Origin of the sequence: Stenotrophomonas sp. BIO128-Bstrain, from assembly GCF_030128875.1 — a bacterium.
Taxonomy (GTDB): domain Bacteria; phylum Pseudomonadota; class Gammaproteobacteria; order Xanthomonadales; family Xanthomonadaceae; genus Stenotrophomonas; species Stenotrophomonas bentonitica_A.
This window is the reverse complement of the sequence record NZ_CP124620.1, coordinates 1,493,829-1,506,120: the sequence shown is the minus strand read 5'-3', so window position 1 is coordinate 1,506,120 and position 12,292 is coordinate 1,493,829. Positions and strand designations below refer to the sequence as shown.

Below are 12,292 nucleotides of genomic sequence, written 5' to 3'. Positions count from 1 at the left end.
CCTGCCTGTCTTCCTGCTGCTTTTCCCGGACCCGAATTGAATACCACCGCCCTGCCCCTTGCCGACGACGACCTGCCCCTGACCGACCGGCTGCGCGCCGCGCTGGACCTGCTGGAGGCCATCGAAGCCGACCGCAGCGTGCTCGATACGCTGCCCGACGCCGACCGCACCCGCCTGCACCAGGTGGTGGCGAAGGTCTACCACCCCGAGCCCAAGGCGCGGCGGGCGAAGCTGAAACAGCAGGCCAAGCAGCGCCACCAGGAAAAGGTGGCCAAGGCCGAGGCCCTGCTGGAGCAGACCGGCATCCGCGCCCTGCGCCGCAAGCCCGTGTTCAGCACCCCGAATTACTTCCCGCCCCATGCCGCCGGCCTGCATGACGCCTCCAATGGCGAGCATGCCGCCGCCGCGCCGGAGCCGGTGCATTCCCCGGAGCTGCGCCACTGCTATGTGTGCAAGCAGAAGTTCACCCAGCTCCACCATTTCTATGACCAGATGTGCCCGGCCTGTGCCGAGCTGAACTTCTTCAAGCGCACCGAAACCGCCGACCTGAGCGGGCGCGTCGCGCTGCTGACCGGTGGCCGGGTCAAGATCGGCTACCAGGCCGGACTCAAGCTGCTGCGCGCCGGCGCCGAGCTGATCGTGACCACGCGCTTCCCGCGTGACTCGGCCGCGCGCTACGCCGAAGAGCCCGACTTCGCCGAATGGGGCCACCGCCTGCAGGTGTACGGCCTGGACCTGCGCCACACCCCCAGCGTGGAAGCCTTCTGCAGCGAATTGCTGGCCACCCGCCCGCGCCTGGACTTCATCATCAACAACGCCTGCCAGACCGTGCGCCGCCCGCCGCAGTTCTATGCGCACATGATGGCCGGTGAAACCGCGCCGCTGCACGAGGTGCCGGACACGCTGCGCAAGCTGATCGGCGATTACGAAGGCCTGCGCAGCGCCGAACTGCTCGGCACCACCGCCTCGGCCGCGCTGCCGGTGGTCCAGGGCCGCGACTTCAATGCCGCCAACGGCCTGGCCCGTGCTGCCGAGCTGTCGCAGGTGCCGCTGCTGGACGATGAGCTGGTGGCGCAGCAGCATCTGTTCCCGGAAGGTCGCCTGGACCAGGACCTGCAGCAGGTGGATCTGCGCGGGCGCAACTCCTGGCGCATGCTGATGGCCGAAGTGCCCTCGGTGGAGCTGCTGGAAACCCAGCTGGTCAACGCCATCGCACCGTTCATCATCAATGCGCGCCTGAAGCCGCTGATGCTGCGCACGCCCGAGCGTGACAAGCACATCGTCAACGTTTCGGCGATGGAGGGGCAGTTCTACCGCAACTTCAAGACCACCCGCCACCCGCACACCAACATGGCCAAGGCTGCGCTGAACATGATGACGCGCACCTCGGCGGCGGATTACCAGAACGACGGCATCCACATGAACAGCGTCGACACCGGCTGGGTGACCGACGAGGATCCGGCGGATATCGCGGCCAAGAAAGTGAAGGAAGAGCGCTTCCATCCGCCGCTGGATATCGTCGACGGCGCCGCCCGCATCGTCGACCCGATCATCCACGGCATCAACACCGGTGAGCACGTCTGGGGTCAGTTCCTGAAGGACTACGCGCCCACCGACTGGTAACTGCATCCAGCTGCGTGTGTCGTACGTATAGCCTGGAAGGAACGCCGCCGGTTCGAGCGGCAAGGGACAGGAGGCCCACTTTTCCGGCTTCGGCCGTGGCCTCCACCCCCAGTCGAATCACGATGAGCCCCCCCACCTCACAACGCGACGAACGCAGCGCGGTCCTCAGTGCCATGCAGGTCGACGGTCTGGCGTCCCTGCCTGCACTGGACAGGCTCACCGCGCTGGCCGGTTACACCTTCGATGCCCCGGTGGCATTCGTCTCGATCCTTGGGGATGTGAAGCAGCGCTTCCTTTCCCGGATCGGCCTGCCCATGGCGCAGACCGACATCCGCGCCTCGATCTGCGCCCACGCCGTCACCGCCGATGGCGTGCTGGTGGTTCCGGATCTCCGCCAGGACCCCCGCTTCCGCGACAACCCGCTGGTCACCGACAGCCCGCATCTGCGCTTCTACGCGGGCGCACCGCTGGTGGCAAAGAACGGGGTCGCCATCGGTGCCCTGTGCGTCATGGACACACGCCCGCGCATGTTCGACGAGGGTGATCAGGATCAGCTGGCCACCCTGGCCGAGCTGGTCGTCGCGCAGCTGGAGCTGCGTGCGATGTCCGGTCGGCTGGACCCGGTCAGCGGCCTGCCGAGCCGGCACCAGCTGCATGCGGATCTGCCCGGCATCCTGGCGCGTTGCACTGAGGGAACGGCCTACGCCGTCGCGGTGGACATCCTCGACATTCCACGCGCCAACCAGGTGGGCCAGGTGCTGGGCCTGCGGCCGCTGGAGGCCTTGATCCGGCGCGCCGGCGTCCGCCTGCGTGCCGCGCTGGAGGGCGTGGCCACGGTGTACCACGTGGGGGTGACGCGGTTTGCCTTCGTGGTCGAGATGCCGGCCGCAGCCCAGGTGGAGGCGCTGATCCTGGAATTGAGAACGCGCATGCTGCGCCCGCTGATGGCCGCGGCAGTGCCGATGTCGCCACGCTTCCATGCCGGCATCTGCGCCGTCGAACCGGGCGAAGAAGACAGCCACGACCTGCTGCGGCGGCTGCTGGTGAGCATGCATGGTGCGTTCGACGCACGGCGGCCGTTCTGCTGGTACTCCGAACAGCGCGACGAAAAGATGCACCGCGCCTACCGCCTGGCCTCCGATGCCGAACACGGGCTGCAGGCCGGCGATTTCCACCTGGATTACCAGCCCCGCTTCACCCTGGACGGCCGGCGCCCGGTCTCGGCCGAAGCCCTGATCCGCTGGACCCACCCCACCCTGGGGTCGATCAGCCCGGCCGAGTTCATCCCGGTCTTCGAGCGGACCGCCCTGATGGATGAGGTGACCAACTGGGTGCTCGACACCGCGCTCGATCAGGTCCAGGCGTGGCGCGCCCAAGGGCTGGATATTCCGGTCTCGATCAACCTCTCCAGCAGTTATCTGTCCAACGCCTCGGCATGGCACGACATCCGCAGCAAACTCGAGCACAGGGCGCTGCCGTTCTCGATGATCGAGCTGGAGATCACCGAGGGCGAATGGCTGCGTCCGGGCTCCCCGGCCATCGGCCATATCGCAGCGATGGCGCAGGCCGGCATCACTGTGGCGATCGACGACTTCGGCAGCGGCTACAGCAATTTCAGCTATCTGTCCGACCTTCCCATCCACACCGTGAAGCTGGACAAATCGTTGATCGATGGCATCGCCATCAATCCCCGGGCGCGCGCCAAGGTGTCGGCCATCCATCATCTGGCGCATGAGCTGGGCTACCTCACCGTGGCCGAGGGAGTCGAGCAACAGGCGCAGGTGGAGGTGCTGGCTGCGATGGGGGTCGACGAAGTCCAGGGCTACCTGCTTGCCCGGCCGATGTCCCCGGCCTTGGTGATGCAGGTGTTCGAAGCGGCCGCGATCACGGCCTGCCCGGTTAGAGTTTGAACACTTGCTGCAGCTTCCGCGCGAACCATCCGCTGAAGACCAGTGGCGCATCCAGCGCTGAAACGCAGATGCACGCCACCCCGGGGGTGGTCACCGGCTGATGCTCGACCTGGCTGTCGAGATCGGCCACATCGCCGGGGGCGAAATGCCCCAGTGAATCATCGTAGGCACCGCGAAGGATCTGGGTCAGCTCGCTGCTGCCATGGCTGTGCATGGGCAGGCATTTGCCCGGGGCGATTTTCAGCATGATCAACGACGGGTGCGCCGCTGCGCGGATGCAGTGGACACCCGGCGCCATCCACCGCCATTTCAGCGAGCGGTAGGACGTTCCGAAATGTGGCGCCAGTGCCGCCGGCAGTTGATCCGGGTCGTGCGCAGGCGCGCCGCGCACCGCTGCCTGGCCACGCATGCCATCCTCCGCTGGCGCGGCATCCAGGCGCGCCAGCATGGCCTGCCGAAGCGCGGCCTGGCGATCCTCCGCGCCGGGCGGCGGCAACTGCTGCTCCAGCAGCAGTCCCCCGACCCGTTCGGCAGCGCGCAGTTGTTCCCGGCAGCAGGCGCAGGCTTCCAGGTGCGCCGCGGCGACCACCGACATTTCCGGCGCCAGGGTTCCGGTGGCAAAGCCCAGGACGGTGGTCGGGTCCAGGTGATGACGAGGATTCATCGCGACTCTCCCATCAGCGACTGCAACTGCAGAAACGCACGTCGGATATGGGACTTCACGGTGCCCAGTGGCATATGCAGCTCGGTGGCGATCTCGGCGTGGGTTTTGGCTTCGAAGTAGGACATCCGGATCAAACGGGCCTGCGTTGCGGAGAGTTCGTCCAGCCGCTGCTTGAGCCTGACGTGCTCGGTATGGCGCTCGGCCAGCGAGCCGCCCCCGTCGGCCTCTTCGGCGGCCTGCTCGACCACCTCGTGGGCATGCACCCAGATATGTTCCCGGCGCACGCGGTCGATATGCATGTTGCGCGCGACCCGGTACAGCCACGTGCCCAGGCTGCTGCGCGCCGGATCGTACAGGTCGGCACGGTTCCACAGTTTGAGCAGCACTTCCTGGGCAAGATCCTCGGCCACGCCATCGGCCGCCCCCAACCCACCCAGGTAGCGGCACAGACGCGGCATGAAGTGGTCGTAGATGCGCAGGAAGCACTCGCGGTCGCGCGAGCCGGCCACCGCCGCCATTTCCGCCGCCCAGGTCTTGATTTCCGTCGTGGATTGAGCGGGGGCGGCAATCATCCGGGCGGCCTCGAAGGGCGTCATCCTGGCAACAGGCGGGTCAGCCTCCATGGTAGGCCACTTCCGGGGGATCGGCGACTTGGGGTTCATGGCGCTTGTACGAGCAGAGCGGCGTTCTGGATGCAGGTGCGTTGGCTGCTGATATAGTCGGCCGAGCATGGCGGGCACGGTGCCCGGCCACGAATCACAGGGAGTTGGTCATGGGTCTTCGTCAGGCGGTGGCAGGTGCAGTGGGTGGTGTTCTGGCCGACCAGTGGAAGGACTTCTACACCGTGCCGACGGGCCTGCCCTCCACGGCAGCGCTGTTCGCGGCGGTCCCGCGCGGCACCAATGCCGGGCGTGGCTCCAACACCAGCGCCTCCTCCAACATCATCACCAACGGCTCCAGGATCGTCGTGCCAGAAGGCTACGGCCTGCTGCTGTTCCAGGACGGCGCGATCACCGGCTTCGTCGCCGAGCCGGGTGGCTATGAATGGCGCTCGGACGATACCAACTCGCAGTCGATCTTCGCCGGCGACGGCTTCGTCAGCCCGCTGATCAAGCAGAGCTGGGAACGTTTCAAGTTCGGCGGCCAGCCCGGGTCGCAGCAGGCGGCCTTCTTCGTCTCGCTGAAAGAGCTGCCGGACAACCGCTTCGGCACGCAGTCCGAAATCTACTGGGACGATGGCTTCCTCGGCACGCAGGTCGGCGCGGTCACGCGCGGCTCGTACACGCTGAAAATCGTCGATCCGATCCTGTTCGTGAAGAACTTCGTGCCGGCCAGCTACCTGCAGCCGGGCCAGGTGTTCGATTTCACCGATCTGGACAACGCCGCCGCGAGCCAGCTGTTCAACGAGGTGGTGGGCTCACTGGCCCCGGCCTTCAGCCTGTATACGAACGACCCGGGCAAGGGCAACCGGATCACCAAGCTGCAGCAGGACTCGCTGGGCTTCGCGCAGAGCCTGTCCGCCGCCGTCGAGCAGGGCTACCAGTGGAAGTCCGATCGCGGCCTGGCCATCGTCAAGACCGCCATCGTCTCGATCGAGTACGACGCCAACACGCGTGAACTGCTCAAGACCGTGCAGCGCGCCGATGCACTGGCCGGCTCGCGCGGCAACTCCAACCTGCAGGCCAGCGTGGCCCAGGGCATCCAGTCGGCGGGCGAGAACGGCGGTGCCGCCGGCCTGGTCGGCGTCGGCATGGCCTCGGGCATGCTCGGGGTTGGCGGGATGCAGCAGCCGGTCGCCCCGGCCGCGGACGACCCGGTCGCCAAGCTGAAGAAGGCCAAGGAGATGCTGGATCTCGGTCTGATCACCCAGGACGACTACGACAAGCTCAAGGCCAAGGCGCTGGGGCTGTAAGACACCGAGCGCACCGACACCATGTCCGACCCAAAGATGCCACCGCCGATCCCGGCGGGTCCGCCACCGTTGCCGCCCTCGCCCTCGCCCTCGCCCGCGGCGCCGGTCACCGGCCCAGGCTCGCCCCGGGAGGTGCCGCCGGTGCCGGGCAGTTTCCCGATCGACCCGGCCACCCTGCCCCAGCCCATCCGCGATGAAGTGCTGGCGCCCGATCCGGCCGCGCTGGACACCTCTGCGGCCGAGCTCAAGGACGGCGTCAACCGCTGCCCGAACTGCGGCTCCAGCGATGTGCGGCTCAAGCTCGGCACCGATGTACTGGTCTGCCAGTTCTGCCGTCACGAATGGCACGGCGACCGGGTCGAGGAAGCGTTCGGGTTCGGCGAAGGGATCGGCGAGCTTCGCGGTACGGTGGTCGCATCCGGTGCGCGCGACATCGACACTGGCACCGCCAGCCTGATGAGCTTCAAGTGCACCGGCTGCGGTGCTGAGGTCACCATCAACACCGAAAGCACCATGACCGCCCGCTGCCACTGGTGCCGCCATGTGTTCGGGGTCAACGAGCAGGTTGCCAATGGCGCGGTGCCCGATGCGGTGCTGCCGTTCCGGATCAGCAAGGACGACGCGGTCGCGCGGATCCGGCAGTTCGTGGACAAGCGGCGCCTGTTCGCGCTGAAGGCCTTCAAGGATCAGTTCACACCGGAGAACGTCACTGGCGTCTACCTGCCCTACATGATCGTGGACAGCAACGTCAGCGCCAGCGTCTCCGGCAAGGGTGAAATCCAGACGCGGCAGTACACGCGCGGCACCGAAAAGAACAAGCAGACCTACTACGACGCCGACGTCTACCAGGTGGATCGCCAGGTCGATTTCACCGTGGACGACCTGACCCTGGAGTCATCGGCCGAGCGCGGCAATCTGGACACCCAGAGCAATACCAACAACATCATCAACGCGATCCTGCCGTTCGACACCAAGAATGCGCTGAAGTGGAACGCATCCTATCTGGCCGGCTTCACTTCGGAAAAGCGCAACCTCGATGTCGAGACGCTGCGCCCACGGCTGGAAGACCAGCTGCTGTCGATCGCCCGCGCGCAGGTGGAAGGCTCGGTGCGCCGCTACGATCGGGGCGTGCGCTGGGAGCGTGAGCGCGTGGATGTGCATGGCACCCGCTGGGTGTCGATGTACCTGCCGGTGTGGCTGTACTCGTATCACCAGCCGGGCCGCAACGGCGGCATGCTGCACTACATCGCGGTGAATGGCCGCACCGGTGAAACCATGGGCAGCGTGCCGGTGCAGCAGTGGAAGCTGCTGCTGGCCGCGCTCACGACCGGCACCATCATCGAAGCCCTCGTGCTCTTCTTCCTGGTAGCTGCCTCATGAGCGATGACAGTGGTCTCTGGCTGCTTGCCGCCGGCCCTGCCGGTGCAACCGCGTTGTACTGGGCGCTGTACCGGTACTACCGCAACACCGACAAATCCCACGCGTTCGAGCGCGACACCGCGATCGACGCCAAGCCCGTCACCGGTTCAGACCGCAAGGTCGATACGGTGACGGGCACGCAGGAACGGCGCATCCGCGGTGACAATGTGGCGGCGTACCGAACGCGGGTGCAGCGCGATGGATGACACCTCCATCGGCATTGACTGCCGATGGCATCAACGCGTTCGGTTGAACCCCCGCTGCACGATGACGAAGAACAGCGGGACAAAGAACACACCCAGCAGCGTGCCCACGACCATGCCGCCGAGTACGCCAGTCCCGATCGCCCGCTGAGCGCCGGAACCGGCACCCGACGCGAGCGCCAGCGGCAGCACGCCCAGGCCAAAGGCCAGCGAGGTCATGATGATCGGGCGCAGACGGTCGCGCACGGCATGCATCGTCGCTTCGATCAGGCCGGCGCCCTTCTCCAGGTTTTCCTTGGCGAACTCCACGATCAGGATCGCGTTCTTGCTGGTCAAGCCCACTGTGGTCAGCATCGCCACCTGGAAGTAGATGTCGCGCTCCATGCCGCGGAAGGTGTTGGCCAGCACCGCGCCGAGGATGCCCAGCGGCGCCACCAGCAGCACCGCGGTCGGCACGCTCCAGCTTTCATACAGCGCGGCCAGGCACAGGAACACGATCAGCAGTGACAGCGTGTACAGCAGCGGGGTCTGCAACGTCGCACCGTTTTCCTGGAGTGCCGTGCCGGTCCATTCGATGCCGAAGCCCGGCGGCAGCTGCTGGGCAAGACGTTCGATTTCGGCGATCGCGCGTCCTGAGCCTGTCCCTGGGGCCGCTGCCCCGAGGATTTCCCGGGCGGGCATCCCGTTGATGCGCTCCAATCTCGGTGAAGAATGCCTCCATTCGATCGAAGCAAACGCGCTGAACGGCACCATCTCACCCGCCGCATTCCTCACCGACCAGAGTGCGAAGTCATCCGGGCTCGTCCTGAACGACGCATCGGCTTGAAGGTAGACGCGCTTGAGCCGACCGCGGTCGTTGAAGTCGTCTACATAACGGCTCCCCCAGGCGGTGGCCAGGGTGCTGTTGACCTCATCGATCGACAGTCCCAGCGCCGCAACCCGTTCGGCATCCACATTCACCTGCAGCGAAGGCATGTCGCTCAGCCCATTGGCGCGCATGCCAGCAAGGATCGGACTGGCCTCCGCCAGTGCCAGCAGCCTGTCCTGCGCCTCCAACAGCGCGGCATGGCCCTGGCCAATGCCATCCCGCAGGAAGAAGCTGAATCCTGCGGCCGTTCCCAATGCCGGAATGGCGGCAGGCGTCAGCACGTGGAAGGTGGCGCCCGGGTATGAGGCAAGCGCGGACCTGGCGCGCTCCGCCACCTTGTCCGCCTCGTCATCACCCCCTCTCGTGGACCAGTCCTTCAAGCGTATGAAGGCCTGCCCGTTGTTCTGCCCCATGCCCGAGTAGCTGAAGCCGACCACGGTGAGAAGGGCATCGACCACCGGATCATCCTCAAGGAAGTGCTTTTCCACCGCTTTCAACGCTGCCTCGGTATGGGCAAGTGTCGAACCGGCCGGACCCTGCACGAGTACCACCAGCGTTCCCTGGTCTTCGGTCGGCAGAAACGAAGAGGGAAGCCGCATGAACAGCACGATCATCGCGCCGGACAACAGTGCGAACAACGCCATGCTTCGCCACGGACGGGCCAACAGACCGGCGACCCCGCGCTCATAGGTGGCGCTGGTGCGTTCAAAACCCGTGTTGAACCTGCCAAAGGCCCGGGCCAGCGCGCCTGCCGGTGGTGACTGATGCCCGCCGGTCCTGACCGGCTTGAGCAGGGTTGCGCAGAGCGCTGGGGTGATCACGACCGCGACCAGCACCGACAGCGCCATGGCTGAGACGATCGTGGCCGAAAACTGGCGGTAGATGATGCCGGTGGCCCCACTCATGAAGGCCATCGGCACGAACACCGCCGACAGCACCAGGCCGATGCCGACCAGCGCACCGGTGATCTGGCCCATGGACTTGCGCGTGGCCTCCAGCGGAGAAAGTCCTTCCTCGGCCATGATCCGCTCGACATTCTCCACCACCACGATCGCATCATCGACCAGCAGGCCGATCGCCAGCACCATCGCGAACATGGTCAGCATGTTCACCGAGAAGCCCAGCGCGGACAGGATGCCGAACGTGCCCAGCAGCACCACCGGCACCGCGATCGTCGGGATCAGGGTCGCGCGGAAGTTCTGCAGGAACAGGTAGATCACCAGGAACACCAGCACGATCGCCTCCAGCAGCGTGGAGATGACGCTGCGGATGGAGGCCTTGACGAAGGGCACGGAGTCATACGGCACCACGACGCGCAGCCCGGCGGGCATGTCCGGGGCCATGCTTTCCAGTGCTTTGTCTACCGCCTCGCGCGTGCGCAGTGCGTTGGCCCCCGGAGCCAGGTAGACCCCGATGGCCGCAGCGGGCCGTGCATTGAGTCGGTTGCTGAAATCGTAACTTTCCGCGCCGAGTTCAACGCGGGCCACATCACCGAGCCGCAACTGGCTTCCATCCGGATTCCCCCTCAGGATGATCGCCCGGAACTGCGCAGCACTGGACAAACGCGATCCTGCGTCGACGAATGCCGTCATCGCCTGCGCCTCCACGCCGGGCGCGCCGCCCATCTCGCCCAGCGCAATCTGCGCGTTCTGCGCGCGAATGGCTTGCGCTATCTCATCGACCGTCAAACGATAGGCGTGGAGGCGAGCAGGATCCAGCCAGATGCGCATCGCATACTTGCCGCCATACTCGCGTACAAAGCCAACGCCCTCCACTCGGCTGATCACATCCACCACGGACGAGCCTACGTAATCGGCCACATCGGCGGCCTCCATGCTGCCATCTTCAGACACGAAGCCCAGAATCTGCAGCACGTCCGCACCGGACTTTGAGACGTTGACACCGCGTCGCTGCACCTGCTCGGGCAGCGAGGGCATTGCTCGCTGTACGCGATTCTGTACGTGTGGCTGGATCGTCTCCAGGTCCGTGCCCGGCTCGAAGACGATGCTGATGGTGGCGTAACCCCCGTAGGAGTAACTCTGTGAAGAAAAGTACAGCATCCCGTCCAGGCCGGTGAGGTGCTGCTCGATGACCTTGGTGACCGTTTCCTCGATGACCGTGGCTGACGCCCCCGGGTAGATCGCCGTGATCGTCAGCGTGGGCGGCGCCACTTCCGGGTACATCGACACCGGCAGCTTGAGCACCGCCAGGCCACCGGCGAGCATGATGATGATCGCAATCACCCACGCGAAGATGGGGCGATCAATGAAAAAACGTGCCATGGAATTCTCCGGTTACTGCTGGGCGGCGGGAGCCGCCGGCGCGGCGGCCGGCTTGGAAGGGGCCGCGCCCATTTCGGTGGCCTGCACGGGCATGCCCGGCTGGATCTTCTGCAGGCCTTCGACGATGACCTTGTCACCGGCCTTCAGCCCGTCCTCCACCAGCCACTTGTCGCCGAGCGAGCGGCTGACCTTGACCTGCCGCACTTCGACCTTGTCGTCCTTGCCGACCACCATGGCGCTGGTATCGCCCTTGGGATCGCGGGCAATGCCCTGCATCGGCACCAGGATCGCGTTCTCGCGCACGCCGCTGCCGACCTGCGCACGCACATACATGCCCGGCATCAGCACCTGGTCCGGGTTCTCGACCTTGACCCGCAGCGCGTAGCTGCCGGTGGTCGGGTCCACGCTGACTTCGGAGAATTCCAGAGTGCCCTTGTGGTCGAACGCGGTGCCGTCATCGAGCAGGATCGTCACCGGCAGGGTCTGGTTGTCCTGCAGGCGGCCGCTGGCCAGCTCGCGGCGCAGCTGCAGCAGCTCGCTGGCGGACTGGGTCAGATCGACATGGATCGGGTTCAACTGCTGCACGGTGGCCAGCGCTTCGGCCTGGCCGGCGCTGACCAGCGCGCCCTGGGTGACCGAGGACTTGCCGATGCGGCCACTGATCGGCGCGGTGATGCGGGCATAGCCCAGCGTCACGTTGGCCGCATCCAGCGCGGCACGCGCGGCGCCCACATCGGCCTCGGCCTGCTTGAGCGCGGCGATCGCATTCTCGTTGTCCTGGGTGCTGACCGCCTCGACCTTGGCCAGCTCACCGATGCGCTTGGCGCTCAGGCGCGCGGCATTGGCGGTTGCTTCGGCGCGGGCCAGCTGGGCGCGGGCGCTGTTGGCCTGGGCCCGGTAGCTGGCGTCATCAAGCTGGTACAGCGGCTGCCCGGCGGTGACCAGGCCTCCTTCGGTGAACAGCCGCTTGGCCACGATGCCGTTGACCTGCGGGCGCACTTCGGCGACCAGGAAGGCGTTGGTCCGGCCCGGCAGTTCACGGGTCAGCGAAACACTGGTGCGATCCAGCCTGCTGTAGTGGACCGCTGGCGGTTCGCGTGGATCCCCCACACCGGGCGAGCCGCATCCCGAGAGAATCAGCAGCATCAGTGCGCAAAGCGCATGGCAGTGATGTTTCGTCATACATCGGTTCCTTTCATTCAATAGCTCTCCTGAACGTCGAACGGAGCATCTCCGCCGTCGATGCATCGCCTGCCCAAGGCAACGGTGCATGGAACGGCAAGCGCAGGCGAAATGCCATGCGAGACGTCGCATTGAGCACGCTCAGGAACTTGCGATTCATGGGTCGCTCAGGCCTGCCACGCCGATCCGCATACGCTGCAGCGGTATCATTGTTGTTGGACTCTTCGAG

General features: G+C 66.1%; 10 protein-coding genes. 5 read left to right on the top strand and 5 right to left on the bottom strand.

The genetic code is table 11. The features are described 5' to 3' along the window. Positions 1-36 precede the first annotated feature (36 nt). Together POS15_RS06735 and POS15_RS06730 are read left to right on the top strand one after the other, a co-directional pair. Positions 37-1,623 carry an SDR family oxidoreductase gene (locus tag POS15_RS06735; RefSeq protein WP_284129260.1) on the top strand — a complete coding sequence of 529 codons (1,587 nt, stop codon included), beginning with the start codon at positions 37-39 and terminating at the stop codon, positions 1,621-1,623. Between the two features lie 122 nt (positions 1,624-1,745). Next, positions 1,746-3,533 (top strand): sensor domain-containing phosphodiesterase, encoded by a 1,788-nt coding sequence (locus POS15_RS06730; protein WP_284129259.1) that lies wholly within the window; start codon positions 1,746-1,748, stop codon positions 3,531-3,533. Here the strand turns inward: POS15_RS06730 and POS15_RS06725 are convergent. Together POS15_RS06725 and POS15_RS06720 are read right to left on the bottom strand one after the other, a co-directional pair. Next, on the bottom strand, positions 3,523-4,197 hold the full coding sequence (locus POS15_RS06725) for a ChrR family anti-sigma-E factor (RefSeq protein WP_284129258.1): 675 nt from the start codon (positions 4,195-4,197) through the stop codon (positions 3,523-3,525). The genes POS15_RS06730 and POS15_RS06725 overlap by 11 nt on opposite strands. Then, complete coding sequence (locus POS15_RS06720) at positions 4,194-4,793, bottom strand: sigma-70 family RNA polymerase sigma factor (protein WP_019183684.1); 600 nt, start codon at positions 4,791-4,793, stop codon at positions 4,194-4,196. Before POS15_RS06720 ends, POS15_RS06725 begins: the two co-directional genes overlap by 4 nt. A 176-nt stretch (positions 4,794-4,969) precedes the next feature. Between POS15_RS06720 and POS15_RS06715 the strand changes: the two genes are divergently transcribed. From POS15_RS06715 to POS15_RS06705, 3 genes are read left to right on the top strand one after another with little or no spacing between them, the layout of a single operon-like run. Then, positions 4,970-6,109, top strand: coding sequence for an SPFH domain-containing protein (locus POS15_RS06715; RefSeq protein ID WP_046272823.1), 1,140 nt, complete (start codon positions 4,970-4,972; stop codon positions 6,107-6,109). 21 nt (positions 6,110-6,130) lie between these two features. Next, positions 6,131-7,489, top strand: coding sequence for a TFIIB-type zinc ribbon-containing protein (locus POS15_RS06710; RefSeq protein WP_284129257.1), 1,359 nt, complete (start codon positions 6,131-6,133; stop codon positions 7,487-7,489). Then, the gene (locus POS15_RS06705) at positions 7,486-7,734 is read left to right on the top strand and encodes a hypothetical protein (RefSeq protein ID WP_019183681.1); all 249 of its coding nucleotides are present in this window, start codon (positions 7,486-7,488) and stop codon (positions 7,732-7,734) included. The genes POS15_RS06710 and POS15_RS06705 overlap by 4 nt, the downstream gene beginning before the upstream one ends. 30 nt (positions 7,735-7,764) lie before the next feature. Here POS15_RS06705 and POS15_RS06700 read toward each other — a convergent pair whose 3' ends face one another. From POS15_RS06700 to POS15_RS06690, 3 genes are read right to left on the bottom strand one after another with little or no spacing between them, the layout of a single operon-like run. Further along, complete coding sequence (locus tag POS15_RS06700; protein WP_284129256.1) at positions 7,765-10,881, bottom strand: efflux RND transporter permease subunit; 3,117 nt, start codon at positions 10,879-10,881, stop codon at positions 7,765-7,767. 12 nt (positions 10,882-10,893) lie between these two features. Continuing rightward, positions 10,894-12,063, bottom strand: a complete 1,170-nt coding sequence (locus POS15_RS06695; RefSeq protein ID WP_345782484.1) for an efflux RND transporter periplasmic adaptor subunit — start codon at positions 12,061-12,063, stop codon at positions 10,894-10,896. A gap of 13 nt (positions 12,064-12,076) precedes the next feature. Next, positions 12,077-12,223 (bottom strand): hypothetical protein, encoded by a 147-nt coding sequence (locus POS15_RS06690; protein WP_157267117.1) that lies wholly within the window; start codon positions 12,221-12,223, stop codon positions 12,077-12,079. Positions 12,224-12,292: the final 69 nt, after the last annotated feature.